Here is a 26,382-nt window from a genome sequence, read left to right as displayed (position 1 = left end):
CGCTTCGGCCCTGGCACCTCGCGTTCGCCATCGTCGGCATCGACGGGTGGGACCGAGCCTGTCTTCCGAGTACCCCGACCCTCGCGGAACGGGCTGATCGGACAGCCGCGCCGCTTCGCCTCGTCGCAGGTGGAGGCATGTCGAGCCTGGCGCGTAGCACCACCGCACGGTGGTGTTCGCCAGCGGTGTGAGGTTCGCGCGCACGGGTGGCTGCGTGGGCGATGCCGATGTGCGCTTGGGCCTGTTCGTCGAGATCCATGAGGTCCTCGGCGAGGCGGGTCCCCGCTCACGACCACGCTGAAGTGTTCGGCAGCGCGGTCGAGGTTGCCGCGCATCCACTGCCGGAACCGCGCGTTGGCTTCGCTGGTGTCGACCGGCATCTCGCTCCTTTCACTGTTCGGTGACGTATCGCAGGTAGGCGGCCGGGTTGTTCATGTACCGGCGCCAGTGGTTGACCAGTGCGAGGTCTTCCCACTTCGTCCGCCGGAACCCGTGGTCGCCCACCTCGATGATGTCGGCGCCTGGGGTGGCGGCGAGGATCGGCGAGTGCGTCGCGCAGATCACCTGCGCGCCGGATTCACCGAGGTCGTGCAGGAGGTTGACCAGACGTAGGCAGGACGTGAACGACAGCGCCGCCTCGGGCTCGTCCATGAGGTAGAAGCCGGGCTCACGGAACATGTTCGCCAGCACGGTGAGGAAGCCCTCGCCATGGCTCATCTCGCTGGTGTCCTCTTCCCAGTAGCCGCGCATTCCGCTGACGGCTTCCATGAACCCGAACGCCGTCTCGGCCCGCAGGAAGTACCCCCGGCGCTTGGCCCGCGGCCCGCTCTTGTGCCGGGCACCCGCGGCGTGGTCTCCCAGCGGAGCAGGTCACCCAGCACCGTTCTCGGCCGGTCGTTGACGTACTTGCGACCCGCTCGCCCGCCACGCGCGTCCAGTCCCCACGCCTCGGCGAACGCCTCGACCAGGGTCGACTTCCCCGAACCGTTCTCCCCGACCAGGAAGGTGACCGGCCGCTCGAAGACCATGCCTTCCTCGGCCATCTGCGCCACGCACGGCACGGTGAGCGGCCACGGTCGTGAATCCGGAAGGCCAGAGGGCAGTAGGTCGTCGGGGATGTACGCGCGGCGGGCAAGCATGGGCTGTCCTTGATCAGTATTCGGTCGGGATGCATTTCCCCTTGGGCGTGCAGTCGCCCGCAGGGTTGCACGCCGGGCCACAACTCGGCCGCACTGCGGGTCGCACATGTTCGGCACACACGGCGACACCGGTCGTTGCGCGAACCGTCCGGCCAACGCAGTCGCCGTCGCCAGCATGGTGGCGCGTTCAGGATCTCGACAAGCGGAGCAAGCCGCACGTTACCCACCGGCAGCCAACGCGAAAACACGCACGGCTACACCGAGCCGTCCGCGGCAACAGCGACCTTCCCGTCACGCACTGCCCGCACAGCGCAGACGAGTCGGAGGCCATGGCACGGACTCCGCGTCCTACCCCCGCAGGCGGTCGACGCGCACCTCGCCGTCGAACCCCAGCGCGGCAAGCTCACCACGTGCAGGCCACGGCCGGGTGACCGACGAGCGGTCGGCACCGGGCGGGCCCGCTGCCGACCACGACGCCGTGCCACCCGGCGGAGAGCGGTTGCTCAGCCGGTTCCCGGCTGTGGCGCCGGGCACCGCGTCGTCCCCGTGGGCGGCCGCAGCGTGTCGAGGTAGTCGAGGATGACCCGCTGAGCGCACCCCGGGCTGTCGACGCTCTGCGAATGACCGATCCGGTCCACCGTGAGCAGCGCCGCCTTGCCGCCGAGCTGCCGCTTCACCGACTCGGCCCATGCGACCGGGGTCGCGATGTCACCGCTGTTGCCGACCAGCAGCACCGGATGCGCGCTGCCGGAGGTGACGGGGGCGCCCGATCCCCTGACCGGACCCGGCCAGCCCACGCACGCGGAGGTGTACTGGTGGGCGTTGACGTTGTACCCGACGGTCGGGGCGGCCCGACGGGCGGCGGCCAGGTCGCCGGCGGGGTCGTCGGCGCGCCGGACCGCCAGCGGGAAGTCCTGGCACACGATCGGGTCGGTGTAGGGGAACCGCTCCTCGGCGGCGGTGGCGTCCGCTCCACCGCTGGTCGGTACCGGGTTCTCTCCCTCCGCGAGCTGGAGGAGCTGCCGGGCGAAGGACGCCATGCGGTTCCCGCTCGCCTCGATCTCGAACAGGTAGACGACCGTGGCCGCCTGCCACGGCCTGCCGTAGAAGTCACCGGGGATCACCCCGGCGTCGGCGTTGGCCTGTGCACGCTGGAGGACCGCGGCCGGGTCCTGGCCGTGGACGGCGCAGGTGGTGGTGGAGGCGCACCAGCGGGTGAAGGTGGCGAACAGGGCCTCGCTCGCGGCGGCCGCGGTCGTGACGAAGCCCCGGCGGCCCTGGGCGGGGTCCATCACCCCTTCCAGCACCGAGGCCCGCACGGAACCGCCGAACAGGGCGAGGTACCTCTCCGCGAGCAGGGTGCCGTAGGAGTGGCCGTAGAGGTTGATCCGCGGCAGGCGCAGCGCCCGGCGCAGGTGGTCCACGTCCCTGGCGGCGCTGGTGGCATCGAGGTGGGTCACCGCAGACGCGGGCTCCACCGCGCAGGCGGCCCGGAACCGCTGCTGGTCCGCGCGCAGCCCGCTCAACCCGGCCTCGGTGCTCGGCGGGACGAGCGGTGGGAGGACCAGGCCGTCCGGCGCGCAGGTCAGGGGGCCGCTGCCGCCCACACCGCGCGGGTCCACACCGATCAGGTCGTAGCCCGGCGCCGCCGCCCGCAGGCCGGCGAAGGCGATGTCGGCGGTGGCGCCGGGACCGCCCGGGAAGTTCGCGATCGTGCCCTTGACCGCGCTCCGGTCGTCGGCCTTCAACCGGTACACCCGCACCGACATCGACCCTCCGGTCGGCCGCGACCAGTCGACCGGCACGGCGATGTCACCGCACTCGACCCCTTCCTGCACCGGTCGGTCGCAGACCTCCCACCGCACGGTCGGTCCGTGCGCGGTCGCCATCGCGGGCGTCGCGGATATCGATCCCGCCACCGCCAACGTGATGGCGGAAACCGCCTGGGTGATGCCGGGCATGTGAATCCTCGAATCCGTCGTCGAACAGGCATCGCGGAGAAGCGGCCTGCGGCCACAGTTCTATCCGTCGACCCGCCGCGGCCGCGTCCGACCACAGGGCGACGGCCGGCTCAACCGCAAGGCTGACAACCGCGCAGGGACTGCGCCGAGCGGTGTGCCACTCGGCAGGGTCATCGCTGCCCGACCACTGGCCACATGCCGCCGTTCGGGTCGGGAGCACGGTGGCGGTGCCTCGCCCCCGCGCGACAGGGCGTGGGACAGCGCGGAGCTGTGCCGGTCCTCCGGGTTGTAGCGGCAGTGGGGCCGTGATCGACCAGCCAGGAGGGCGGCAGGTCCCAGGGACCTACTACTGCTTCAGCGGCGACAACCGCGCTGACAAGCCTGTCACCGTGAGCGATGACATCGCCCACGACGATGTCGTGGCAGACATTCCGGTGTCATGACAGAAACCCGCCACCGCGCCCGTCCGTGGGTACCAGGAATCGGTCAACGATCGGACCGGCGTAACGACAACACGGCCCTACGCGCCCGTTGACGGCCGTCCGGGACCGTTTGCGGTTGGTACACCGGAGCCAGGCATCGGCCGACGCTACGGCTGCCGAGAAGTCCCTGAGCAGATCCACCCGGCCGGATGACCAAGACCTGGAGCACAACGCTGACAACATTTCGTCTGGAGCGACCGCCTGCTCCAGATTTGCTCCAGCTCGGCCACCGCAGTCCACAGTGGACACAAAAGCAAGATCGCCCGCCACCTGCATTACCGCAGGTCAGCGGGCGATTCGTATGCTGTATTCGATTGTGGAGCTGAGGGGACTCGAACCCCTGACCCTCACACTGCCAGTGTGATGCGCTACCAGCTGCGCCACAGCCCCGTGCCTGCACGTTTCCCGGCGGTTGGGGCCGCCGTTCTCGTGTGGCAATACCGTACAACATCGCCCCCGCACGGACGAAATCGGGGGGTCGTTCACCGCATCCGGGCAGCTAGACGGCGTGCGCCCGGTCCTACTTGACGAGGTTGGCCAGCCAGTCCTCGTCGTCCCAGTCCACGATCTTGCCGTCCTGCATCACGGTCGGCGTGCCGCCGAAGTTGCCGCCCGCCTTCACCGCGTCCAACTCGGCCTGCGCCTCGTCTTCGTGCGCCCCGCTCTCCACGCACTGCTTGAACGCCTCACCGGTGATCCCGAGGTCCGTGCCGAGCTTCACCAACTCCTCCTTGGTGTGCCCCGGACCACCCTCCTCGGGCTGCTTCGCGAACAACGTCTCGTGGTACTCCCAGAACTTGCCCTCGTCGGCCGCGCACAGCGCCGCGTTCGCCGAGTCCCGCGAGTAGCCCTCCGGGTCGGAGTACTTGTTCAGGAACGGCAGGGCGTGGTACCTCACCTTGAGGGTGCCCGCCTCGATCTCCCGCTTGATCTCGTCGCCGTAGGCCTTCTTGAAGGTGCCGCACGCCGGGCAGAGGAAGTCCTCGTACAGGTCGACGGTGGCCTTGGCGCCGTCCTTGCCCACCACGACGGCGCCGCCCTCGCGCACGATCGGCGCGGACACGCCGGTGACGTCCTGCGGCACGGCCAGGGGTTCTTTCCCGCCGGACTTGGACCAGATCACGCCACCGATCACGGCCACCGCGAGCACCGCGACGACCACGATCCCGATGACGACCTTGGAACGGTCACCGGACGACGACCCGCGCGCCGCGCTCACCGCCGTAGTCGCTGCCCGCTGCTGCTGCTTCTTCTTCCGAGCGTTGCGCTCCGCGCCACCCACAGCCAAATCCTCCCGGTCACCCTCGCGCGAGGCTACCGAGCGATGCTGAGCGGAACCTGAGCGGAGTGTGGGCGGTCACGCGTCCGGTTGACGCGGACGGCCTGCCATGCGCTCGCCGACCGGCACCTCGGGCCCCTCGTCCAGGCACCCCGATTCACCGGCCACCTCCGCCGCGACGTGCGTCTCCTCGTCGCGCGGCAGGGTTTCGGGGGCGAAGACCCAGAACACCAGCGCCACCGCCGCCATCGCACCCGTCAGGGTGAACGCGGCCTGGTACGAGAACTGGTCCACCAGCACGCCGGCGAGCAGCGGGCCGATGATGGCGCCGCAGTCGGCGGCCATCTGGAACCCGGCGAGCACCGGACCACCCCTGGCCTTGGTGCCGATCACGTCGGCCACGACGGCGTTCTGCGGCGGGTTGAGCAGGCCCGCGCCGATGCCCGCGACGAGCGACGCCACCATGAACATCGGCACGTTGCCGCTGAAGCCGAGCCACACCGTGCCGATCGCGGACACGGCGAGGCCCGCGATGGCGACGGGCTTGCGGCCGATGGAGTCGGACAGCTTCCCGGAGATCATCAGCACGGCGGCGTTGCCGGCCGCGAACACCGACAGCGAGATGCCCGCGATGGCGGGTGTGCTGCGCAGCGCCTCGACCACGAACAGCGGCACCAACGAGATCCGCACGCCGAACACCGCCCAGCCGTTGGCGAACCCGGAGGCCAACGCCGCCCGGTACGCGGACAGCCGCACGGCCGCGCGCATCGGCATGAACGCGTTCTCGTTCGAGCTGTCCAACGCGGCGAGCGTGGACTTGCGCAGGTACCACCAGACGACCAGCGCGGCCACCACCAGCGCCACCGCGTACGTCACGAACGGCACCTGGATGGAGATCTCGACCAGCGCCGCGCCGACGATCGGGCCGCCGATGTTGCCGAGCAGGAACCCGGTGGCCCACAGCCCGGACGCCCGCCCGCGCAGTGCCGCCGGCGTGATCCGGATCAGCAGCCCGACCGCGGCGACGGTGAACATCGTGGACCCGATGCCCGCGAACGACCGGAACACGATGAGCTGCCAGTAAGCGGTGGCGAAGCCGCACGCGCCGGTGCCGAGCGCCACGATGAGGATGCCGACGATGTAGACCCACGTCTCGCCGAACCGGTTCACCAGCCGACCGCTCATCGGCGCGAACAGCAGCCTGACCAGGGCAAACGAGCTGACCACGGCGGATACGGCGAACGTGCCGACGTCGAAGCTCTTGGCGTACGCGGGCAGGACGGGCGCGACGATCCCGAAGCCGAGGGCGATGATGAAGCTCGCCACGACGAGCACCCACACCTCGCCGGGCAGCCGGGGCTTGACCATCGCATCGGACCCCAGCACTGTGCGCCCCTTCCGATCTCCGTTAGCTGTGCTAAGGATATGCGGTACGGCAACTAATTACTCAATCGAGCAGTTCGTCGACCCTGCGCGCATAGGCGGTCACCGGGTAGCCGACGTCGAAACCGCAGGCCTCCACGAACCGCTCCCCCGCACCGCCCTCGGCCACGTGCGACGCCACCAGCATCGCGCCGGCCTCCCGCAACGCCGTCACCACACCGCCCACCAGCGCCCCGCCGAGTCCACGACGACGTCGCGCCGGACGCACGACCGCGTGCTCCACCAGCCCGACCCGCCGCTCACCGAACCCGGACGCGAACCCGCCGATCCGGTCGCCGGCCGGACCGTCGTCGACCACGACGAACACGCACCGCGGGTCGTCCAGCCGCTGCCCGAGGTGCCGCAGCAGCCGGGGACCGTCCACGCCCAGGTCGTCGGCCAGCAGCTCGGCGATGCCTTCGAGGTCCGTGTCCCGCGCCGGCCGCACGAGCGGCGACCGCTGCACCTCACCGCGGTGCACGACGGCGAGCGCCTCCTCCACGGCGTGCCACCCGGTGTCGTCGGCGATGCCCTCGATCTCGGCCACCGTCGTCGGTGACGCGTACAGCACCGCCTCCGCCCGCCCCACGTCGGCGAACGTCTGCTCCAACTGCATCAACGTGCCCGCGACCTCGGCCGACGACCCGTACACCGCGCACGCGTGGTTGCCGCCGGGCAGCGGGTTGTCCCGGTTCACCACGACCTGCGCGACGCCGACCCGGCCCACCTTGCCGTACCGCACGGCGCCCGACGCCAGCCGGGCGGCCTCCACCAGTACGGCCAGCTCACGGGCGCGGTACGGGTCGAGCAGGTCCGGATCATCCGGGTCTCGCAGCGGGTCGACCACGCCTTCAGCCTCGCACGTCCCGGCCCTTCCACTTCGCGGTGCCGCGCAACGCGTGCCACGCCGCCTCCAACGACATCGCGCCGAACACCACGTAGGACAACGGCGCCAGCACGGCGGCGGACTGCGGTTGCCGGGCGCGCCGCAGGAAGATCCACCCGGCGGCCGACTGGCCGAGCCACGCCAGCATCCCGAGCTTGGACCCGCGCAGCGCCGTCACCACCGGCACCGCCCCGTACGCGATGTGCGCGAGCCCGGTCGACCCGAGCGACAGGAACGCGGTGGCCGGCCCCTTCGCGTACATCGACGTGCCGGCGACCATGCTCTTGCGCATCGACGCCCACATGTCGCCGAACGTGTCCATCCCCGACGTGGTCAGCGAGTCGGCCCCGTCCACGTACCGCGTCCGGCCGCCGGTGTCGCGGACCAGCGTCGCGAAGCCGACGTCGTCCGCGCGCGAGCCTGCGATCGCGGCCCAGCCACCCGACCGCTCGTACGCCGCACGGCTGACCAGGATGCAGTGCCCGACGGCCAGCGCCATCCCGCGCCGCCCGTCCACGGTGGTCGTCTCGAACAGCAGCTGGTTCACCGGCGGCAGCAGCAGCCACCACCCGGCGCTCGGCCTGGTGCCGCGGCCGGACGTGGAGACCAGGTCCACTTCGTCCCGCCGCGCGCCCGCGAGCAGCCGTCCGACCAGGTCGGGAGCGGCCTCGGTGTCGGCGTCCATGAACAGCAGCCAGTCGGTGTCCACGTCGGCGCAGCCCACGTGCAGCGCGTGCACCTTGCCCGCCCACCCCGACGGCGGCCCGGAACTGGTGACCAGCCGCACCCTGGGGTCTTCGTCAGCGTGCCGCCGCACGACCTCGGCGGTGCGGTCGGTCGACGCGTCGTCCACGACCAGGATCCGCAGGTCCGCGTAGTCCTGCTTGCGCAGGCCGGTGAGGCAGCGGTCGATCGTGCGCTCTTCGTTGCGGGCGGGCACGACGACCGTGACCGGTCCGGCGTCGACCGTCGAGGCGGGCAGCCTCGTGACCTCGTGCCAGACCTTGATCGCCACGGCCGCGCGGGCCAGAGTCACCGTCGCGCCGAGGACACCCCATTTCCCCATTGGTCCACAATGGCACACACCTATGGGACGACACTGGCTCACCTCGGACCTGCCGAACCTGCCGGACCTCCCGATCCGGCCGGTGCTCGGCGAGATCGCGGACACGCTGACGGCGCACGGCTCGGCGGTGCTGGTCGCGCCGCCGGGAACGGGCAAGACGACGTTGGTGCCGTTGGCGCTGGACGGTCGCGTCGTGGTGGCCGAACCGCGCCGCCTCGCCGCGCGTGCCGCCGCCGCGCGGATGGCGAGCCTGCTCGGCGAACCGGTCGGGCAGACCGTGGGCTACTCGGTGCGGGGAGACCGGAAGACGTCGAAGAACACCCGCATCGAGGTGGTCACCTCCGGGCTCCTGGTGCGGCGGTTGCAGCACGACCCGGAGCTGGCGGCCGTCGGCACGGTGCTGCTGGACGAGTGCCACGAACGGCACCTGGACGCGGACCTCCTGCTGGCGTTGCTGCTCGACGCGCGCGCCGGGCTGCGGCCGGACCTGAAGCTGCTGGCCACCTCCGCGACCGTCGCGGCCGACCGGTTGGCGCAGCTCCTCGGTGACGCGCCGGTGATCAGGGTGGAGGCGCGGACGTTCCCGGTGGACGTCGCGCACGTCCCGGCGGTGCGCCGGGAACGGGTCGAGCACACCGTGGCCCGCGCCATCGGCCAGGCGCTGTCCGAAGTGGACGGTGACGTGCTGGCGTTCCTGCCCGGCGTGGCGGAGATCCGGCGGTGCGCGGCGCTGCTCGGCGACGACGTGGACGTGCTGCCGCTGCACGGTCGGCTCACCACCACCGCGCAGGACGACGCCCTGCGGCCCGGCCACCGGCGACGGGTCGTGCTGTCCACCGCGATCGCCGAGTCGAGCCTGACCGTGCCGGGGGTGCGGGCGGTGGTGGACTCGGGGCTGTCGCGCGTGCCCCGAGTCGACCACCGACGCGGGCTGTCCGGCCTGGCCACGGTGCGCGTCAGTGCCGCCGTCGCCGACCAGCGCGCGGGACGTGCGGGCCGTGAGGCGCCGGGCCGCGTCTACCGGTGCTGGCCCGCGCACGAGCACAGCACGCTGCCCCGCTACCCGGAGCCGGAGATCCGGACCGCCGACCTGACCCGGTTGGCGCTGGAACTGGCCTGCTGGGGCGTGCCGGACGGTTCCGGCCTGAACTGGTGGGACGCCCCGCCGCCGGGAGCGCTGGACGCGGGCCGCTCGGTGCTGCGGGCGTTGGGCGCGTTGGACGAGCAGGGCAGCGCGACCGACCGTGGCCGCAAGATGGCCGACCTCGGCCTGCACCCCCGGTTGGCACGGGCGCTGCTGGACGGCGCGGCGGCCGTGGGCGCGCGTCAGGCGGCGTCGGTGGTCGCCCTGCTGGACGACGACCGGTCGAACTCCGGGATCGAGTTGGCGGTGCGTGACGCCGACCCGCGCGAGGTGCGCCGACTGGCCGCGATGGTCGACGACCGACCGGCCCCGAAAGCCTCCGACCCCGCTCTCGTGGTCGCTCTCGCCTATCCGGAACGGCTGGCGCGCAGGCGTTCCCCCGGCTCGCCGGTGTACCTGATGGCCGGTGGCACGGCCGTGGAGCTGCCGCCGGGCAGTGGCCTGGCCGACGCCGAGTGGCTGGCGGTGGCGATCGCGGACCGGGAGCCGGGCCGCACCCACGGTCGGATCAGGTTGGCCGTGCGGGCGGACGAGGAGCTGGCGGTGAGGGCCGCGTCGTCCCTCCTGGCGTGGGAGGACGACGTCCGGTGGGACGGCGACGTGGTGACGAACCGGCTGCGCAAGCTGGGCGCCATCACGTTGTCCAGCAAGCCCCTGCACGACCGCGACGCGATCCGCCGGGCGTTGGCGGAAGGCCTGCGCACGGAGGGTCTGGGCTTGCTCCGGTGGGATGCGGACGGCCTGCGCACGCGGGAGCGGATGGCCTTCCTGCACCGCGTGATCGGCGATCCGTGGCCGGCGGTGGACGACGAGTCGCTGCTCGCCGTCGTGGACGTGGGTGACGCGCGCCGGAAGGCGGACCTGGCGCGGATCAGCGGAGAACAGGTCGTCCGGCGGCTGCTGCCGTGGCCGGCGGCGGCCCGGTTCGACGAACTGGCACCGGATCGGCTGGAAGTGCCTTCGGGTTCACGCGTCCGGGTGGACTACTCGGCGTCCGAGCCCGTGCTGCCGGTGAAGGTGCAGGAGGTCTTCGGCTGGACCGAGACGCCCCGGCTGGCCGACGGACGGGTGCCGGTCGTGCTGCACCTGCTCTCGCCCGCGGGCCGGCCGACCGCCGTGACGGGCGACCTGGCGTCGTTCTGGCGGACCGGGTACCCGCGGGTCAGGTCCGAACTGCGGGGCCGCTACCCGAAGCACCGCTGGCCCGAGGACCCGATGACCGCGCGTCCCGCCCGCCGCTAGCTACTTGACGGCAGGCGTCAAGCACTTGACGATAGCCGTCAAGGAGGTGCTCGCGTGCTCGCAGAACAGATCGGCACGATCATCCGCACCCGGCTGCTGGACCCGTTGGAAATCCTCTTCGACGACGTCGGCGACCTCCCGTCCCGCGCCGGCGCGGTGGCCAGCGGGTTGGCGGCGGCCATGGAGGGGGACGACGACGCGGCGGCCGCGCACGCCATCGCCAGGGTCGTCGGCGCCCTCTACCCGGGGGACGCGCCGTTCGACCCGCCCGCCGGCTGGTGGCGCACACCGCTGGGCCAGGTCGTGGCGCGGCGGGTGGGGCACCCGGCGGCGCGGGCGGTGTCGTACTCGGTGGCCGGCGCGATGCTCGGCGTCACCAAGCAGGGCGTCCACGACCTCGTGCGGCGCGGGAAGTTGTCGCGGAACGCGGACGGCGGCGGCGTGACCGTCGACTCGGTGAGGGCGAGGTTGACGACATGAAGGTGTTGGCACTGCACGGCGCCGGTGGTTCACCGGCGGACTGGGACCCGATCGTCGGCGCCCTCGACGGCGCCCACGACATCGTCCCGCTGCCGCTCGAAGGCCCGTGGGACTGGGACTCCGTCCTGGACCGGATCGAACCACACGCCACCGACAACCCTGCCGTGCTCGGCATGTCGCTGGGCGGCATGGTCGCGGCGCTGTGGGGCAGACGGCACCCGGAATGCCCGGCAGTGATCGATATCGACGGCCACGGCGTGCCCACCCAACACCAGCGCTACCTGGACCCGACCGCGGTGGCCGACGACATCACCGCCCTGCGCGAGGTCTTCCGCGACTTCGGCCAACCGGAACTCCAGCAGGCGATCCAGGAACTCGACTGCTTCGAGGTCTTCCACGACGTCCGATGCCCGATGCTGCTGGCCGTCGCGACCAAGCCGATGCCGGGCCAAGCCCTCTTCGAGCAGTACCACCAAGGCCTGCTCCGGGACCTGGCCACCCTGCCGGCGAACATCGAAGTGGTCCGCATGGACGCCTCGCACGCCGTCGCCTCCGAACACCCGGCCCTGGTAGCCGCCCTGGTCAAGGACTACCTGGACGCCCGCTAGCCCGCCACCGCACCACACAGCCACACGGGCGGGGTCCGGGGAAGCCCTCCGGGCGGGACGTGGAGGTCGAGCCCCACGAAGCACAACGGCCGACCCGGTCCGCGTCATCCGCGAACATGGGTCGGCCGAGGCCGTGGAGGTGCCGGGAATCGAACCCGGGTCCTCTGCCGCATCATCAAGGCTTCTCCGTGCGCAGTCCGCTACATCTCTACTCGGCCCCGGTGATCACGCGGACAAGTCACCGTGATGAGCCCAGCCACTGTGGGTGTCCCAACCGTTCCCCGTGGCCGGGGACGGCGGTGAGCCTCCTAGCTGATGCCGGCGACCGGAGCGGAGGCGCCTCCGGGCCGACAGCGTCGCTCCTAGCCTCAGGCGGCGAGGGCGAACGCGCGCTGGTCGTTAGACTCGGCGCTTATTGGTTTGCGATGACGCTTACGGTGGTCTCTCGCCTGCACCGGCACGCTTCCCTTGAATCAACGCACAAAGTCGAAACCGTTCACCCCCGTGTCGTGGGTACTGCCACGCACAGCATAACGCCCCGCGCGCCCCGGTTCATTCCCATTAGGCCGGTAGGGCTGTCCCCACCCCCCGCTGACCGGCGCACCTCATGGTCTCCGGCCCCCCGAACGGGCGATGCTGGTCCGGTACATCAGCCTGAAGGTGGGGAACATGACGACGCGGGTCAACCCGGACATCGCCCGGATCAGCGGGTACTTCCTGCTCAACCTGGTCACCGGGATCTTCTGGTTCGTCCTGCTGGTGACCCTGGGCGCGGTCAGCCTCGGCACCGCGGTGATCTGGGTCGGCGTGCCGCTGGGCGTGCTGACCATGGTCCTGGCGCGCGGTGCGGCGACCGCCGAACGGGGGTGGCTGCGGGCCACGCTGGGTGTCGACATCCCCTCGCCCTACCGGTCGCTCCCCGGCGGCCTCACCGGACGCGCGAAAGCCCTGGTGAAGGACCCGGCGACGTGGCGCGACCTGTCCTACTGGCTGCTGATGCTGCCGCTGGGCGCGTTCGAGTTCGCGCTCACGGTGACGCTGTGGTCGACCGTCCTGGGCACCGTGTTCCTGCCGTTCTACCTGCACTGGCTGCCCGCCACGTGGGAGGTCGACTTCGGCGGCGGCACCGTGTGGCTGATCGACTCGTTCGCCAAGGCACTCCCGGTGAGCCTGCTCGGCCTGCTGCTCGGCGTCATCGCGTACCGGCTGCTCAAGGCCATGGCCAGGGGCCACGCGGGGTTCGCACGGGCCATGCTCGGCCCGTCGCGCAACAGCGTGCTGTCCGCTGAGACCCAGCGCCTGAGCGCCAGCCGGGCCAGGGGCGTGGAGGCGGCCGAGGCGGAGCGCCGGCGCATCGAGCGCGACCTGCACGACGGCGCGCAGCAGCGCCTGGTGTCGGTGGCCATGGGACTCGGCCGGGCGCGCAGCAAGATGGAGACCGACCCCGACGCCGCCCGCGACCTGATCGAAGAGGCGCACGCCGACGCCAAGCTGGCCATCTCCGAACTGCGCGACCTGGCCCGCGGCATCTACCCGTCGGTGCTCGGCGACCGCGGCCTCGACCCGGCCCTGTCGTCGCTGGCCGCGCGGTGCCCGATCCCGGTGACCGTGGACGTGGACGTCGAGCCGCGCCCGCCGACAGCCGTGGAGAGCGCCGCGTACTTCACCGTCGCCGAGACGCTGACCAACATCGCCAAGCACTCCGGCGCGACCGAGGCGCACGTCAAGGTGGCCCGCACCGAGAGCTCCGTGGTGGTCGAGGTCACGGACAACGGCCGCGGCGGCGCGGAGTTGCGTCCGGGAGGTGGGCTCGCGGGGCTCGCGGACCGTGCTGCGACGATTGACGGCGTGGTCGTGGTGGTGAGCCCGCTCGGTGGGCCGACAGTGATCCGGACGGAGCTGCCGTGCGCGTGGTGATCGCGGAGGACTCGGTCCTCCTGCGGGTGGGCGTGCAGCGACTGCTGGCCGACGAGGGCATCGAGACGGTCGCGGCGGTGGAGGACGGCGAAGCCCTCTTCGACGCGATCGAGGAACACCGGCCCGACCTGGCCCTCGTGGACGTCCGGATGCCGCCCACGTTCACCGACGAGGGCCTGCGCGCCGCGATCGAGGCCCGCAAGCGCATCCCCGACCTGCCGGTGCTGGTGCTCTCGCAGTACGTGGAGGAGCGGTACGCGGTGGAGCTGCTGGCGGGCGGCGCGAACGGCGTCGGCTACCTGCTCAAGGAGCGGGTGGCCGACGTGTCGGACTTCGTCGCCGCGGTGCGCCGGGTCGCGGACGGCGGCACGAGCATCGACCACGAGGTCATCACGCAGCTCATGGCCCGGTCACGGCGCAACCCGGTCGACTCGCTCACCCAGCGTGAGCGGGAGGTGCTGGGGCTGATGGCGGAGGGCCTGTCGAACGGCGCGATCGCCGCGTCCCTGGTCGTGTCGGACGGTGCGGTGGAGAAGCACGTCGGCAACATCTTCGCCAAGCTCGGCCTCGAACCCAGCACCTCGGAGCACCGCCGCGTGCGGGCCGTGCTCGCCTACCTCAACCTGGGCTGATGCCCAGCAGCCGGGCGCCGTTGTCGTGCAGCACGGCCCGCAGGAACGGCTCGCCCAGCCGGTCGTCGGCGGCGGCCCAGCCCTCGATCGCGTCCAGCTGCACGGAGTAGTCGTACGGGATGTTCGGGAAGTCCGAGCCCAAGACCACCCGATCGCCGACGTCGACCAGCCGCGACGCCCAGTCCCGCGGCAGCGCCGCCTGCGCCTCCGTGAACGGCACGCCGACCATCGCGGTGTCCAGGTGCACCCCGTCGTACCGGCCGACCAGGTCCAACGCCTCCACGTAGTCCGGCATCCCGGCGTGCGCCAGCACCGCCACCAACGACGGGTGCCGCCTCAGCACGTCCTCGAACACGTCCAGCCCCGTGTGCGCGCCCGGGACCGGCCCGTGCCCGCAGTGCACGACCACCGGCACCCGCGCCTCGGCCAGCAGCCCCCACGCGCCGTCCAGGCAACGCGGGTCGTAGCCGCCGACCTGCACGTGCGCCTTGAAGCACCGCGCGCCGGACGCGAGAGCCCGCGACACGTACGCCTCGACGCCCGGCTCCGGGTACAGCGTGGCCGTCGGCACGGCGCCGTCCACCCGTGCCCCGAACTCCAGCGCCCAGTCCGTCAGCCACTCGCCCATGCCCGGCTTGTGCGGGTACACGAGGGGCGCGAACCCGACCACCCCGAACGACCGCAGCGCCGCCAGCCGGTCCTCCTCGGACAGCCGGTACCGGATCGCCCAGTCCACGCCGTAGTGCCGGGACGCCTCGTCGAAGAACGCCCACACCTTGTCCAGCACGCGCTGCGGCATGAAGTGCACGTGCACGTCGACGAGCCCGGGGACGCCGTTCAGTAGCGCCCCTTCAACGCCCGGCCGTGCGCCTTCTGGATCTCCCGATCCGCGTCCCGCTTGGCCAGGTCCTGCCGCTTGTCGTACGACTTCTTGCCGCGCGCCAACGCCAGCTCGACCTTGACGTAGCCGTCCTTGAAGTACATCGACAGCGGGATCAGCGACAGACCGCTCTCCTTGGTCTTGCCGATCAGCCGCTCGATCTCGCCGCGGTGCAGCAGCAGCTTCCGCTTGCGCCGGACCTCGTGGTTGGTCCAGGTGCCCGCCACGTACTCGGGGATGTGCAGCGCGTGCAGCCAGATCTCGTTGTTGTCCACCTGGGCGAAGGCGTCCACAAGGGACGCCCGGCCCATGCGCAGGCTCTTCACCTCGGTGCCGACGAGCACGACACCCGCTTCGAAGGTGTCGAGGATGGTGTAGTCGTGCCGAGCCTTGCGGTTCGACGCGATCACCTTCTGACCGCGTTCCTTGACCATGACCGAAACCTTACGTGAGCATGCCAGCGGTTATCGGCTGCCCGGAGCCACAGCCACGGCTGCGGGCCGCGGCTACAGGCGGACGTAGAGGCGCAGGGTGACGTAGCCCGTCAGCGCCGAGATCAGGATCGCGACGCCCACCAGTATCGGTGAGATGAACAGGATCTCGATCATGCTCACCTCCGGGATGATGTTGGACGCGAACAGGTCGCCCAGCACCCGGTTGAGCAGGAAGAGCTTGGTCACCACGAGCAGGCCGATCGACAGCACCGCGCCGATGATGCCCGCGACCACCGCCTCGATGAGGAACGGCAGCTGCGTGTACCAGCGGGTCGCGCCCACCAGCCGCATGATGCCGACCTCCGTGCGCCTGGTGAACGCCGACACCTGGATGGTGTTGGAGATCAGCATCAAGGCCGCGAACGCCTGGAGCAGCGCCAGCGCCAGCGCCGCGTCACGCACGCCGTTGAGGAAGCCGAACAGCCGGTCCAGGTCCTGGCGCTGGTCGTCGACCTTCTTCACGCCGGCCTTGTCGCTGAACGCCTGCACGATCACGTCGGACCGCTCGGCGTCCACCAGCTTCACCCGGAACATGGCCGGGATGGCCTCCGGGCGGGCCAGCTTGGCCAGCTCCGGCTGCGACTCGAAGACCTTCTTGAACCGCTCGTAGCCCTTGTCGCGGTTGTCGTAGACGACCGATTCGACGCCGGACGTGCTCTCCAGCTGCGTGCGCAGGCCGGCGCAGGGCTGCTGCGTGCAGTCCTTGTCGTTGGCGCTGATGTCGTTGGTGAGGTGGACCGCCACCTCGAGCTTGCCGAGGTAGTCGTCCTGCATCTTGCCCACCATGTTGACGACCAGCAGGCCGACACCGAGCAGGAAGAGGGAGATCGCGGTCGTGAGGATCATCGCGATGGTCATCGTGACGTTCCGGCGCAGGCCGGTGACGACCTCGCTGAACACGAAGCTGGTACGCATCGGGGGGAACGTTCCTCAGGGTCGGGGGATGAGGGGGTCCGTCGGCCTCGGGCTCAGCGGCCCACGCCGTAAACACCCCGCGCGTCGTCGCGGATGATCCGGCCGTTGTCCAGCTCGACCACCCGGCGGCGCATGGAGTCGACGATGGAGTGGTCGTGGGTGGCCATCAGCACCGTCGTGCCGGTGCGGTTGATCCGCTCCAGCAGCAACATGATGTCCTGGCTGGTGTCGGGGTCCAGGTTCCCGGTCGGCTCGTCGGCGAGCAGCACCAGCGGCCGGTTGACGAACGCGCGGGCGATCGCCACCCGCTGCTGCTCACCACCGGACAGCTCGTGCGGCATCCGGTCCGCCTTGCCGTCGAGGCCGACCAGTTGGAGCACCTCGGGCACCACCTTGACGATGGTGTTGCGCGGCTTGCCGATGACCTCCAACGCGAACGCGACGTTCTCCGCCACGGTCTTGTTGGCCAGCAGCCGGAAGTCCTGGAACACGCAGCCGATGGACTGGCGCAGGCGGGGGACCCTGCGCCGGGACATCTTGGCCACGTCGAAGTTCGACACGTACACGCGGCCCTTGCTGGGCACTTCCTCCCGCAGCAGGAGCCGCAGGAACGTGGACTTCCCGGAACCGGAAGGCCCGATGAGGAACACGAACTCGCCCTTGCCCATCTCGACGGAGACGTTGTCGAGCGCGGGGCGTGCGGAGCTCTTGTAGACCTTGGACACGTGTTCGAGGCGAATCACGAGGGGCGAGTGTACTCGCGGCGTGGGTAAAGCCTCCGTCTCGCCCTGGCTCCCGCAGCCGGACGGCGGCTTGACGACAGCTTGACCGATCAGGACTGGCGCTGCTTGCGCCAGCGGATGCCGGCCTCCAGGAAGTCGTCGATCTCGCCGTCGAGCACCGCGGACGGGTTGCCGACCTCGTGTTCCGTGCGCAGGTCCTTCACCATCTGGTACGGGTGCAGCACGTACGACCGCATCTGGTTGCCCCAGCTCGACCCGGTGTCCTTGAGGGCGTCCATCCGGGCCTGCTCCTCCTGGCGCTGCCGCTCCAGCAGCTTCGCCTGGAGCACGGCCATCGCGGTGGCCTTGTTCTGCAGCTGGGAGCGCTCGTTCTGGCAGGAGACCACGATGCCGGTCGGGATGTGCGTCAGGCGCACCGCCGAGTCGGTCGTGTTGACGCCCTGGCCGCCGGGGCCGGACGAGCGGTAGACGTCGACCCTCAGTTCCTTCTCGTCGATGTCGACGTGGTCGGTCTGCTCGACCACCGGCACGACCTCGACGCCCGCGAACGACGTCTGCCGACGGCCCTGGTTGTCGAACGGCGAGATGCGCACCAGGCGGTGCGTGCCCTGTTCGACGCTGAGCGTGCCGTAGGCGTACGGGGCGGAGATGCGGAATGTCGCGGACTTGATGCCCGCCTCTTCGGCGTAGGACGTGTCGAACACGTCGACGCCGTAGCCGTGGCGCTCGGCCCAGCGCGAGTACATCCGCAGCAGCATCTCGGCGAAGTCCGCCGCGTCGATGCCGCCCGCCTCGGCCCGGATGGTGACCAGCGCGTCGCGCTCGTCGTACTCGCCGGACAGCAGCGTGCGGACCTCCAGGGAGGAGATCTCGTCACGCAGCTTGGCGCGCTCGGTGTCCGCCTCGGCGAGGCTGCCCTCGTCGCCCTCGTCCTCGGCCAGCTCGTACATGATCGACAGGTCGTCGAGGCGTTCCCGCAGGGTCGTGATGCGCCGCAGCTCGCCCTGCTTGTGCGAGAGCTGGCTGGTGACCTTCTGCGCCTGCTCCTGGTCGTCCCACAGGTCGGGCCGGGCCGCCGCCTCTTCCAGGTCCGCGACCTGGGCGCGCAGCGAATCGAGGTCCATCACCGCCTCGATGCTCGAAAGCGTGGCGGAGAGGTCCTTGATGTCTGCTTCGACGTCGGGGTTCACGTCCAAAGATTACGCCGGCACCGGTCGCGGAGCGCGACCGGTGCGCGCGCTTCAGGCCGTGGGGATGGCGTCGAGCAGTTTCAGCACGGCCTTGGCGTGGGCCAGGCCGAATTCGGCGACCGCCTTGGCGTAGGCGTCCTCGGCGGTCTTCACGGCCGTCTTCGCTGCCTCCTGTTCGGCGCCGTAGCTCGCGCGGGCGGCGTCCACGAGTCCCTGCCGCTGTTTCACGGTCAGGGAGCCCGCGTGCACCAGCCGCAGGATCAGCGGGCTGCGCAGGTGGTCCGGCCCCGGCTCGGAGAGCAGCCAGTTCTTGAAGGCCTTCTTGCCCGCCGCCGTGAGCACGTACTGCTGGCTGGAACGCGGGCCCTGCTTGCCGAGGCGCAGCAGGCCCGCATCCGCCAGCGCGGGCAGCTCGCGGTAGACCTGGCTGCGGGTGACGCTGAAGAACGCGCCGAAGCGCTCTCCGGCCTCAGCCACGAGTTGGCCACCGGTCTTGGGTCCGTCGTGCAGCAGCCCGAGCAGGGCAGCCGCCGTCGCATTCAGGTCCGACACACCACCAACCGTGCCACGCTCACCGGTCGCTGTCCACAATGGTCAGCCGTTCTGTCCACTGTGGCTGATCACGGGCTAGCGGAGTTGGGCCATGCGGAGCAACGACAAGCACCGCTGCGTAACCGCCCGCTGATCAACACCACGCGTTCGGCCCCTTGACCGCGGCTGTCCACGCCGGGTGGAAATTCATTGACCCACAACGGGAACCGCACTTTTGCGTTCACTCGAACGGCAGCGCGGTGTCACGCGGAGCGTCCGGCACGCCCCAACGAGGTCCCCGACCGATAGCACAACCCGGTGATGTCGCGTCCGCGACCTGGCAAACACGTCGGGTGGTGGGACCATTACGGCGGGTTGTCGTTCGACTGGCATGTTCGACTGGGAGGTCAGCTGTGGGCATCAAATGGACGACGGGGACCAAGGTGGTCCGCAACGCCCGCGCGTGGGCGTCCGGCACGATCCCCGAGCAGGCGGGGAAGGACGAGTGCATGGTGTGCGGCAAGCAGATCCGCAGGCACCGCACGGTCAGCGGCGAAGGCCGGGTGTGCTCACTCACCTGCGCCCAGTACTGGGCCGAGAACATGACCTGAGCAGCGGACGCGCAAAAGGCCCCCGGATCGGAATCCGGGGGCCTTTCACGTAGTAGCGGGGACAGGATTTGAACCTGCGACCTCTGGGTTATGAGCCCAGCGAGCTACCGAGCTGCTCCACCCCGCGCTGTAAGGACAACTATACACGCCCTGGAAACCCCGTTTCACCGGGGTCCCCCAACCCCGTTCGCGCAGGTCACCGTGGGCCCGAGAGCACAACCCCTGGTCGGAGCCGCGAGGGACGGAGCCCGCCTACCCGAGGCCCGAGGATCGGAATCTCCGGTACAAATGCGAAAAAGCCCTGTTCGCGCAATCCGCGAACAGGGCTTTCCACTTTGTAGCGGGGACAGGATTTGAACCTGCGACCTCTGGGTTATGAGCCCAGCGAGCTACCGAGCTGCTCCACCCCGCGCTGTGAGGACAACATTACGCCGGGGGTTGACCGGAATGCAAATCGGGTGGCCCGGGACGTGTCCCGGGCCACCCGATCGCAATACCAGTGCAGGTCAGCCGGTCGGTGTGGGCGACGGCTGGACCGACGACGGTGGCTGCGTGGAGCCGTCACCGGCCGAGTTGAACCGCTTGGTCGCCTCGTCCAGCGCCTTGTACGCGCTGCCCAGCTCGGCGAAGTCACCGCTCGCCTGCGCCGCCTTCACCCGCGCCAGGGCCGTCTGGATGTCCTTCACGGCCTGCTCCAGCTCCGTGCCCTGCTGGCCGTCGGCCGGCGGGGTGTCCGGCGGCGAGGTCGGCGTGGACGTCGGCGGCTGCCCGGTGTTGTCCTCACCGGGCACCTGGGCCGCGGCGCCGGTCAGCACTTCCTCCAGCGCCTGGCTCAGCGTGGGCGCGTAGCCCACCTTGTCGCCGAAGCTGACCAGCACCTTGAACAGCTGCGGGAACTGGGTGTTCTGGCTGGCCCGCTCGATGTAGATCGGCTCGACGTAGAGCAGGCCGCCGCCGACCGGCAGGGTCAGCAGGTTGCCGTAGACGACCTTCGTCTGCCGCTGGGCGAGCAGGTTCAGCTCACCGCTGACCTCGCCGTTGGTGAGGAACGTGGTCTGGATCTGCTGCGGACCCTTGACCTCGTTGTCCAGCGTCAGCACGCTCATCTTGCCGTAGTTGTCGGGGTCTGACCTGACCGTCACGTACGACGCCATGAACTCGCGGTTCAACCGCACCAGCGCGCTGGTCAGCTGGAAGCTCACCTTGTTCGCGTCACCGGTCGGGTCACCCGCCAGCACGTAGAACGGCGGCTGCCGGTCCCGCTGCTGCTGGATGCTCTGCTGCTGCGCCTCGACGGTCGTGGCGTTGTCGACGGTCGGGTCGGACGGCACGTCCCAGAACGAGACGCCCGAGTAGAAGTCACGCGGGTTGTCCACGTGGTACTGCGACAGCATCTCGCGCTGGACCTTGAACAGGTCCTCCGGGTAGCGCAGGTGCTCCCGCAGCGACTGCGACATCTCGCTGTTCGCCGTCACCGTGCCCGGGAAGACACCCATCCACGCCTTCAGCACGGGGTCCTGCTGGTCCATCTCGTACAGCGTCACCGTGCCGTCGTAGGCGTCCACAGTGGCCTTCACCGAGTTCCGGATGTAGCTGATCTCCCGGTTCGGCTGCTGCGCGACACCCGGCAGCGAGTCGTTCGTCGCGTCGCCCAGCGCGGTGCGGCGCGAGTACGGGTAGTTGTCGAGCGTGGTGTAGCCGTCCACGATCCACGTGATGCGCCCGTCCACGACGGCCGGGTACGGGTCGGTGTCCACGGTCAGCCACGGCGCCACGGTCTCGACGCGGTCGCGCGGGTTGCGGTTGAAGATGATCCGCGACTCCTCGTCGACGGCCGAGTTGAACAGGATGTTCCGCTCGCCGTAGGCGGCGGCGAAGACGAGCTTGTTGAACAGCCCGCCGATGCGCACACCGCCCTCGCCGTCGTAGGTGTACGACGAGTTGTCGGTGTCGTACTCGCCGGGCGCGCCCTCACCGCGGCCGCCGACGATGGCGTAGTCGGCCTTGGTCCCCATCTCGCCGAAGTAGGTGCGCGGCTGCTCCACCCCGAACGGGCCGGGCTGGACCTTGCCGTCCTGACCCACCTGGGCCACCTCGAACACCGGGTAGCCGCCGTTGCCGCCGTCGACACCCTCGTTCGCGGGCGAGTTCACCCTGCTGGCCTCGGCGAACACCATGCCGTTGCCGTGGGTGTAGATGAGGTGCTCGTTGATCCAGTCACGCTGGCCCGCCGGGATGCCGGCGGTGTTCAGCTCGCGGACCGCGACGATGTAGTCCTGGAGCTGGCCGTTCACCTTGTACCGGTCGACGTCCAGCTTGTCCGGGAACCCGTAGAACGGCCGCAGCTGCTGGAACTGGGTGAACGTCTTGGAGATGACCGCCGGGTCGAGCAGCCGGACGTTGCCCAGCGTCGCCTGGTCGTTCTTCAGCTCCTCCAGTGAGACGTTCTGCTTGCCCGCGTACGGCTTGCTCTCGACCTTGTCCTCGGTCAACCCGAACGCTTGCCGGGTGGCCTGGATGCTCCGGTCGATCGGTTCGGCTTCCTTCTCGATGGCGTTGGGCTTCACCGAGAACTGCTCCAGCACCGCGGGCCACGCCGCGCCGACCAGGATGCTCGACAGCACCAGCAGCACCGTCGCGATCGCCGGCAGCTGGAGGTTCCGCAGCACCGCGCCCGCGAAGAACGCGATGGCGCAGAAGACCGCGATGAACAGCAGGATCAGCTTGGCGGGCAGCACCGCGTTGAGGTCGGTGTAGCTCGCGCCGTTGAACTTGGCGTTGCGGTCGGAGAACAGCAGCGTGTACCGGTCGAGGAAGTACGCGACCGCCTTGAGCAGGATGAACACGCCGGCCACGATCGCCAGGTGGGTGCGCGAGGGCCCGGAGAGCTGCCCGCCGCGGCCGGCCAGCCGGATGCCGCCGAACAGGTAGTGCGCCACCACCGCGCCGACGAACGAGACCGCCGTGGCGATGAACAGCCACGACATGATCCACGTGTAGAACGGCAGCTGGAAGGCGTAGAAGCCGATGTCGAGGCCGAACTCGGGGTCGTTCACGCCGAACTCGGTGGCGTTGAGGAACAGCTGCAGCACCTGCCAGTCGGCCTGCGCCGACGTGCCGGCGATGAGGCCGATGAGGACCGGCAGGCCGATCGCGAACAGCTTCATCCGCTTGCCGACGACGGCGCGGTAGCGGGCCACCGGGTCGTCCGGCCCGGACACCGGCACGAAGACCGGCCGGGATCGGTAGGCGATGATGAGGTTGATGGCGAGGAGGCCGCCCACCAGCAGTCCCGCGACGAAGAACAACCCGAACCGGGTGCCCAACACCGTGGCGTAGACGCTGCGGAAGCCGACCTCACCGAACCAGAGCCAGTTGACGTAGGTGCCGAGCAGCCTTGAGCCGGTGATCAGACCGGCCAGGACCACCGCACCGACGATGAGCAGAATGCGGCTGCGACGGGACAGACTGGGCAGTCCGACCGGGGGCCGTGTGGCCACGGGGCACGCTCCTGGATCGCGGTAGTGGCGTTCGTACGTTCTGTCCAACTCTACGGAGGCCGCTCAGGGTTCCCCGCCCGGTCTTCCGTTAGGAGCTGATTGCCCGCTCGGCCGGTGGTGATGCGACGATGGCGCACGTGTCAGCCAGTGAAACGCCGCCCGTGGTGCTGCCCGCTGTCGCCCGCGAGGTCGAGGAGTTCGTGTCCACCGCCGGGTGGAACCAGCCGATGCAGCTGTTCGCGCTGGTCCCGACGTCGGAGCTGCTGGTGCGGCAGCCGGAGCTGGCGGGCCAGCTCGATCCGGACGCGTCACCGCTGACACCGATCGCCCAGGACTCGCTGCCGGACTCCGAGCTGGACCTGGCGCTGGCCGGGATCGTGTGGCCGGACCTGGTGCACGGGTGCGCGCTGTCGCAGGAGATCGTCGTGCTGCCGCCGGACGCGGAGGCCCAGCTGACCGCCGAGGAGCTGGACGACGAGGAGGCCCGCCGGTTCGCCGCCGAGCACCCCCAGCGCCGTGAGGCCAGGCTGGTGGCGGCGGTGCTGCGGGACGGCTCGGCGGCGTGCGTGCTGCGGCTGCGGGGCAGCGTGGAGGTGCCCGAGGAAGTCGTGGAGCACCCCGAACTGGCCCCGAACCTCACCCACGCCCTGCTGGAAACCCTGCGCGCCTAGCAGCTGGGCGCTTCGCCGCCCTTGCTGAGCGATTCGAGGGACGTCACCGCGTCGTCCAGCTTCTCGACCTTGACCAGGCGCAGGCCCTCAGGGGCGTGCTGCCTGGCCTCGTCGCAGTTGCCGGCGGGCACGAGGAACACGGTGGCGCCGTCCTCGCGGGCGGCGACCATCTTGAACCCGATGCCGCCGATGCGGCCGACCTCGCCGTTGTCGTTGATCTCGCCGGTGCCCGCGACGGACTTGCCACCGTTCAGCTCGCCGGGGGTGAGCTTGTCGACGATCGACAACGCGAATAGCAGGCCCGCGGACGGGCCGCCGACGTCGCTCAGGCTGATCTTGATCTCGAACGGCACGTCCGCGCGGTCCAGCGGCAGCACGCCGAGGAAGCCGTTCTCGCGGCCTTCGGTCCGGCCGAGGGTGACGGTGGCGGTCTTGCGCTCGGAGTCGCGCTGGAACGTCAGCGTGACCTGGTCGCCCGGCTTGGAGTTCTCCAGCGCGGGCCGCACGTCCTCCGCGCTGGAGATCGGCTTGCCGTTGACCTCCAGCAGCCGGTCGTTCGGCTCCAGCACGTCGTCCGCGGCGCTGCCCTCGGTGATCTCGGCGGCGACGACCTTCATCGGGTAGTCGAGGTAGCGCAGCGCGGCGACCTCGGCGCTGGTCTGCGAGTCCTGGAACGCCTTCACGTTCTGGTCGCGGACCTCCTGCTCGGACTCGCCGGGCCGGAAGAACTCCTCCCGCGGCGCGAGCGCGTACCGGCCGCTGATCCACAGGCCGAGAGCGCCGAACAGCGACACGTCGTCGGTGAGCGACACGGTCGTCATCGTGAGCCGACCGCCGGTCGGGAACGTCTCCTGCCCCTCGACCGACACCACGTCACCGCCGTTGACCTGGCCCAACGTGTCGTAGGTCGGTCCAGGCCCGAGCGCGACGTAGGGCACCCGGGCGAACCCGCCGAGGAGCCCGAGCGCCAGCACGACCAAGAGGCTGACCACGAGGGTCCACGTCCGCCGGGTCAGGCCGCGCCGGGGCGCGTGCGGTGTCGGTGCCTGGTCCACGACGGTGTCGGTGCCTTCGGTCACGCCCGACAGGGTACGACCCCCGGGTTCAGCTACCGGCGAACCGGTCCCGCACGCCGGTATTCGGTTTGTCGGCTCCGCCTCCCGGCGGTGTCCCGCGTACCGTGGAGGCATGAGTGACCAGCCCTTCGGGTTCGGCCCGCAGGACCCCGACGACCGCAACCGCAAACCAGGTGACCAAGGGGACAACCCCCTGGACTTCAACCAGCTCGGCGCGATGCTGAGCCAGCTCGGTGCGATGTTCAGCAATGCGGGCACGTCGTCCGGGCCGGTCAACTACGACTTGGCGAAGCAGATCGCGCTGCAGCAGCTCGCCGGCAGGGGCGGCTCGACCACCGGGTTCGGCCCCGACCAGAACCGCGCGGTGGCCGACGCCGTGCACCTGGCGGAGATGTGGCTCGACCCGGTGACGGCGCTGCCCGCGGGCGCGCGCACGGCCCAGGGCTGGAGCGCGCGCGACTGGGTGGAGCGCACGCTGCCGACGTGGCAGCGGCTGTGCGACCCGGTGGCGCAGCGCGTGTCCGGCGCGTGGGTCGAGGCGATGCCCGCCGAGGCCAAGGAGGCCGCCGGCCCGCTGCTGTCGATGCTCGGGCAGATGGGCGGCATGGCGTTCGGCTCCCAGCTGGGTGGCGCGTTGGCGCAGCTCGGCGCCGAGGTGCTGACGTCGACCGACGTCGGGCTGCCGCTGGGGCCCGAGGGCACGGCGGCCCTGCTGCCGGAGAACATCGAGAAGTTCACCGAGGGCCTGGAGCGGCCGGCCAGCGAGGTCCTGGTCTTCCTGGCCGCCCGCGAGGCGGCGCACCAGCGGCTGTTCAGCCACGTGCCGTGGTTGCGGCAGCGGCTGCTGGACACGGTCGAGGAGTTCGCCCGCGGCATCACCGTCGACACGTCCGCGCTGGAGAGCCTGGCCGGTCAGATCGACCCGTCGAACCCGGCGAGCATCGAAGAAGCGATGAAGTCCGGGATGCTCGAACCCCAGACCACGCCTGAGCAGAAGGCCGCGCTGACCCGCCTGGAGACGTTGCTGGCCCTGGTCGAGGGCTGGGTGGACGTGGTGGTGAACGAGGCGGTCGGCGAGCGGCTGCCCGGCGCCGAGGCGCTGCGCGAGACGCTGCGCAGGCGGCGGGCGTCCGGTGGCCCGGCGGAGCAGACGTTCGCCACGCTGGTCGGCCTGGAGCTGCGTCCGCGCCGGCACCGGTCGGCGGCGGCGCTGTGGAAGCTGCTGACCGACCAGCACGGGATGGAGCAGCGCGACAGCGTCTGGGACCACCCCGACCTCGTGCCCACGGCGGAGGACCTGGACGACCCGATGGAGTTCGCCGAGCGGTTCGGCCACACGCGCAAGGCGTTGGAGGACCCGATGGCCGAGCTGGAGCGCACCCTCCGCGAGAAGCCCGAGAACCAGTCCGACCAGCCGGACGAGCCCTCGACCGACGACAAGGACAAGGACAAGGACAAGGACGCCTGACCCTCGCACCCAGCACCCGCGAGTCCTCCAGTCGGACACCGCGAG

At 70.5% G+C, this 26,382-nt stretch carries 23 protein-coding genes, 3 tRNA genes and 1 other RNA gene; 8 read left to right on the top strand and 19 right to left on the bottom strand.

The window, feature by feature from the left end; all coding sequences use genetic code 11:
• Positions 1 to 390: 390 nt before the first annotated feature.
• The 8 genes from ACRAKI_RS04995 to ACRAKI_RS04960 all read right to left on the bottom strand — a co-directional run bounded on the left by ACRAKI_RS04995 (position 391) and on the right by ACRAKI_RS04960 (position 8,235).
• Positions 391 to 768, bottom strand: a complete 378-nt coding sequence (locus tag ACRAKI_RS04995; RefSeq protein ID WP_447005866.1) for an AAA family ATPase — start codon at positions 766 to 768, stop codon at positions 391 to 393.
• Positions 714 to 1,028, bottom strand: coding sequence for an AAA family ATPase (locus ACRAKI_RS04990; RefSeq protein ID WP_447008336.1), 315 nt, complete (start codon positions 1,026 to 1,028; stop codon positions 714 to 716). The genes ACRAKI_RS04995 and ACRAKI_RS04990 overlap by 55 nt, the downstream gene beginning before the upstream one ends.
• Before the next feature lie 614 nt (positions 1,029 to 1,642).
• Positions 1,643 to 3,100 carry an alpha/beta fold hydrolase gene (locus ACRAKI_RS04985; RefSeq protein ID WP_447005865.1) on the bottom strand — a complete coding sequence of 486 codons (1,458 nt, stop codon included), beginning with the start codon at positions 3,098 to 3,100 and terminating at the stop codon, positions 1,643 to 1,645.
• Between the two features lie 799 nt (positions 3,101 to 3,899).
• A tRNA-Ala gene (locus ACRAKI_RS04980) sits at positions 3,900 to 3,972 on the bottom strand.
• A gap of 130 nt (positions 3,973 to 4,102) precedes the next feature.
• On the bottom strand, positions 4,103 to 4,864 hold the full coding sequence (locus ACRAKI_RS04975; RefSeq protein ID WP_447005864.1) for a DsbA family protein: 762 nt from the start codon (positions 4,862 to 4,864) through the stop codon (positions 4,103 to 4,105).
• Between the two features lie 75 nt (positions 4,865 to 4,939).
• Positions 4,940 to 6,229, bottom strand: a complete 1,290-nt coding sequence (locus ACRAKI_RS04970) for an MFS transporter (protein WP_447008335.1) — start codon at positions 6,227 to 6,229, stop codon at positions 4,940 to 4,942.
• 79 nt (positions 6,230 to 6,308) lie between these two features.
• The gene (locus tag ACRAKI_RS04965) at positions 6,309 to 7,130 is read right to left on the bottom strand and encodes a GNAT family N-acetyltransferase (RefSeq protein ID WP_447005863.1); all 822 of its coding nucleotides are present in this window, start codon (positions 7,128 to 7,130) and stop codon (positions 6,309 to 6,311) included.
• Between the two features lie 4 nt (positions 7,131 to 7,134).
• The gene (locus ACRAKI_RS04960) at positions 7,135 to 8,235 is read right to left on the bottom strand and encodes a glycosyltransferase (RefSeq protein ID WP_447005862.1); all 1,101 of its coding nucleotides are present in this window, start codon (positions 8,233 to 8,235) and stop codon (positions 7,135 to 7,137) included.
• Between the two features lie 22 nt (positions 8,236 to 8,257).
• Between ACRAKI_RS04960 and hrpB the strand changes: the two genes are divergently transcribed.
• The 3 genes from hrpB to ACRAKI_RS04945 are packed head-to-tail and all read left to right on the top strand — an operon-like array spanning position 8,258 to position 11,709.
• Positions 8,258 to 10,621 carry an ATP-dependent helicase HrpB gene (gene hrpB / locus ACRAKI_RS04955; protein WP_447005861.1) on the top strand — a complete coding sequence of 788 codons (2,364 nt, stop codon included), beginning with the start codon at positions 8,258 to 8,260 and terminating at the stop codon, positions 10,619 to 10,621.
• Positions 10,622 to 10,675: 54 nt separating this feature from the next.
• Complete coding sequence (locus ACRAKI_RS04950) at positions 10,676 to 11,101, top strand: hypothetical protein (RefSeq protein WP_447005860.1); 426 nt, start codon at positions 10,676 to 10,678, stop codon at positions 11,099 to 11,101.
• Complete coding sequence (locus ACRAKI_RS04945; protein ID WP_447005859.1) at positions 11,098 to 11,709, top strand: alpha/beta fold hydrolase; 612 nt, start codon at positions 11,098 to 11,100, stop codon at positions 11,707 to 11,709. The genes ACRAKI_RS04950 and ACRAKI_RS04945 overlap by 4 nt, the downstream gene beginning before the upstream one ends.
• A 131-nt stretch (positions 11,710 to 11,840) precedes the next feature.
• Here ACRAKI_RS04945 and ssrA read toward each other — a convergent pair.
• Positions 11,841 to 12,213: a transfer-messenger RNA gene (ssrA, locus tag ACRAKI_RS04940) on the bottom strand.
• Positions 12,214 to 12,378: 165 nt separating this feature from the next.
• Between ssrA and ACRAKI_RS04935 the strand changes: the two genes are divergently transcribed.
• Both ACRAKI_RS04935 and ACRAKI_RS04930 read left to right on the top strand, forming a co-directional pair.
• Positions 12,379 to 13,626, top strand: coding sequence for a sensor histidine kinase (locus ACRAKI_RS04935; protein ID WP_447005858.1), 1,248 nt, complete (start codon positions 12,379 to 12,381; stop codon positions 13,624 to 13,626).
• Positions 13,614 to 14,258, top strand: a complete 645-nt coding sequence (locus tag ACRAKI_RS04930) for a response regulator (RefSeq protein WP_447005857.1) — start codon at positions 13,614 to 13,616, stop codon at positions 14,256 to 14,258. The genes ACRAKI_RS04935 and ACRAKI_RS04930 overlap by 13 nt, the downstream gene beginning before the upstream one ends.
• On the opposite strand, the gene ACRAKI_RS04925 is transcribed toward ACRAKI_RS04930, so the two are convergent.
• The 6 genes from ACRAKI_RS04925 to ACRAKI_RS04900 all read right to left on the bottom strand — a co-directional run bounded on the left by ACRAKI_RS04925 (position 14,245) and on the right by ACRAKI_RS04900 (position 19,032).
• The gene (locus ACRAKI_RS04925; protein WP_447008334.1) at positions 14,245 to 15,099 is read right to left on the bottom strand and encodes an amidohydrolase family protein; all 855 of its coding nucleotides are present in this window, start codon (positions 15,097 to 15,099) and stop codon (positions 14,245 to 14,247) included. The two genes, ACRAKI_RS04930 and ACRAKI_RS04925, sit on opposite strands and share 14 nt — an antisense overlap.
• Positions 15,096 to 15,572 carry an SsrA-binding protein SmpB gene (smpB, locus tag ACRAKI_RS04920; protein ID WP_033442046.1) on the bottom strand — a complete coding sequence of 159 codons (477 nt, stop codon included), beginning with the start codon at positions 15,570 to 15,572 and terminating at the stop codon, positions 15,096 to 15,098. Before smpB ends, ACRAKI_RS04925 begins: the two co-directional genes overlap by 4 nt.
• Positions 15,573 to 15,644: 72 nt before the next feature.
• Positions 15,645 to 16,547 carry a permease-like cell division protein FtsX gene (ftsX, locus tag ACRAKI_RS04915; protein WP_447005856.1) on the bottom strand — a complete coding sequence of 301 codons (903 nt, stop codon included), beginning with the start codon at positions 16,545 to 16,547 and terminating at the stop codon, positions 15,645 to 15,647.
• 53 nt (positions 16,548 to 16,600) lie between these two features.
• Complete coding sequence (gene ftsE, locus ACRAKI_RS04910; RefSeq protein ID WP_033442048.1) at positions 16,601 to 17,290, bottom strand: cell division ATP-binding protein FtsE; 690 nt, start codon at positions 17,288 to 17,290, stop codon at positions 16,601 to 16,603.
• A gap of 89 nt (positions 17,291 to 17,379) precedes the next feature.
• A complete protein-coding gene (prfB, locus tag ACRAKI_RS04905) occupies positions 17,380 to 18,480 on the bottom strand; it encodes a peptide chain release factor 2 (protein WP_447005855.1) in 1,101 nt (366 codons plus the stop codon).
• Between the two features lie 51 nt (positions 18,481 to 18,531).
• On the bottom strand, positions 18,532 to 19,032 hold the full coding sequence (locus tag ACRAKI_RS04900) for a PadR family transcriptional regulator (protein WP_447005854.1): 501 nt from the start codon (positions 19,030 to 19,032) through the stop codon (positions 18,532 to 18,534).
• Positions 19,033 to 19,424: 392 nt separating this feature from the next.
• On the opposite strand from ACRAKI_RS04900, the gene ACRAKI_RS04895 reads away from it, so the two are divergent.
• Positions 19,425 to 19,622 carry a hypothetical protein gene (locus tag ACRAKI_RS04895; RefSeq protein ID WP_053717392.1) on the top strand — a complete coding sequence of 66 codons (198 nt, stop codon included), beginning with the start codon at positions 19,425 to 19,427 and terminating at the stop codon, positions 19,620 to 19,622.
• A 53-nt stretch (positions 19,623 to 19,675) separates the two neighbouring features.
• On the opposite strand, the gene ACRAKI_RS04890 is transcribed toward ACRAKI_RS04895, so the two are convergent.
• The 3 genes from ACRAKI_RS04890 to ACRAKI_RS04880 all read right to left on the bottom strand — a co-directional run bounded on the left by ACRAKI_RS04890 (position 19,676) and on the right by ACRAKI_RS04880 (position 23,122).
• Positions 19,676 to 19,749 (bottom strand) — tRNA-Met (locus ACRAKI_RS04890).
• Positions 19,750 to 19,960: 211 nt separating this feature from the next.
• Positions 19,961 to 20,034, bottom strand: a tRNA-Met gene (locus tag ACRAKI_RS04885).
• A 94-nt stretch (positions 20,035 to 20,128) separates the two neighbouring features.
• The gene (locus tag ACRAKI_RS04880; RefSeq protein ID WP_447005853.1) at positions 20,129 to 23,122 is read right to left on the bottom strand and encodes a UPF0182 family protein; all 2,994 of its coding nucleotides are present in this window, start codon (positions 23,120 to 23,122) and stop codon (positions 20,129 to 20,131) included.
• 128 nt (positions 23,123 to 23,250) lie between these two features.
• Between ACRAKI_RS04880 and ACRAKI_RS04875 the strand changes: the two genes are divergently transcribed.
• Positions 23,251 to 23,793: a PPA1309 family protein gene (locus ACRAKI_RS04875; protein ID WP_447005852.1), complete on the top strand. Its 543-nt coding sequence runs from the start codon at positions 23,251 to 23,253 to the stop codon at positions 23,791 to 23,793.
• Here ACRAKI_RS04875 and ACRAKI_RS04870 read toward each other — a convergent pair.
• A complete protein-coding gene (locus tag ACRAKI_RS04870) occupies positions 23,790 to 24,872 on the bottom strand; it encodes a YlbL family protein (protein ID WP_447005851.1) in 1,083 nt (360 codons plus the stop codon). The genes ACRAKI_RS04875 and ACRAKI_RS04870 overlap by 4 nt on opposite strands.
• 109 nt (positions 24,873 to 24,981) lie before the next feature.
• On the opposite strand from ACRAKI_RS04870, the gene ACRAKI_RS04865 reads away from it, so the two are divergent.
• Complete coding sequence (locus tag ACRAKI_RS04865; protein WP_447005850.1) at positions 24,982 to 26,337, top strand: zinc-dependent metalloprotease; 1,356 nt, start codon at positions 24,982 to 24,984, stop codon at positions 26,335 to 26,337.
• Positions 26,338 to 26,382: the final 45 nt, after the last annotated feature.

Source organism: Saccharothrix isguenensis, assembly GCF_052936305.1.
This window is presented reverse-complemented; position numbering and strand designations above follow the sequence as displayed.

Coding starts and splice junctions, on each gene's coding strand:
- ACRAKI_RS04995 (WP_447005866.1), bottom strand. CDS start 768: ATGGAAGCCGTCAGCGGAATGCGCGGCTACTGGGAAGAGGACACCAGC.
- ACRAKI_RS04990 (WP_447008336.1), bottom strand. CDS start 1,028: ATGGTCTTCGAGCGGCCGGTCACCTTCCTGGTCGGGGAGAACGGTTCG.
- ACRAKI_RS04985 (WP_447005865.1), bottom strand. CDS start 3,100: ATGCCCGGCATCACCCAGGCGGTTTCCGCCATCACGTTGGCGGTGGCG.
- ACRAKI_RS04970 (WP_447008335.1), bottom strand. CDS start 6,229: ATGGTCAAGCCCCGGCTGCCCGGCGAGGTGTGGGTGCTCGTCGTGGCG.
- ACRAKI_RS04960 (WP_447005862.1), bottom strand. CDS start 8,235: ATGGGGAAATGGGGTGTCCTCGGCGCGACGGTGACTCTGGCCCGCGCG.
- hrpB (WP_447005861.1), top strand. CDS start 8,258: ATGGGACGACACTGGCTCACCTCGGACCTGCCGAACCTGCCGGACCTC.
- ACRAKI_RS04945 (WP_447005859.1), top strand. CDS start 11,098: ATGAAGGTGTTGGCACTGCACGGCGCCGGTGGTTCACCGGCGGACTGG.
- ACRAKI_RS04935 (WP_447005858.1), top strand. CDS start 12,379: ATGACGACGCGGGTCAACCCGGACATCGCCCGGATCAGCGGGTACTTC.
- smpB (WP_033442046.1), bottom strand. CDS start 15,572: ATGGTCAAGGAACGCGGTCAGAAGGTGATCGCGTCGAACCGCAAGGCT.
- ftsX (WP_447005856.1), bottom strand. CDS start 16,547: ATGCGTACCAGCTTCGTGTTCAGCGAGGTCGTCACCGGCCTGCGCCGG.
- ACRAKI_RS04875 (WP_447005852.1), top strand. CDS start 23,251: ATGGCGCACGTGTCAGCCAGTGAAACGCCGCCCGTGGTGCTGCCCGCT.
- ACRAKI_RS04865 (WP_447005850.1), top strand. CDS start 24,982: ATGAGTGACCAGCCCTTCGGGTTCGGCCCGCAGGACCCCGACGACCGC.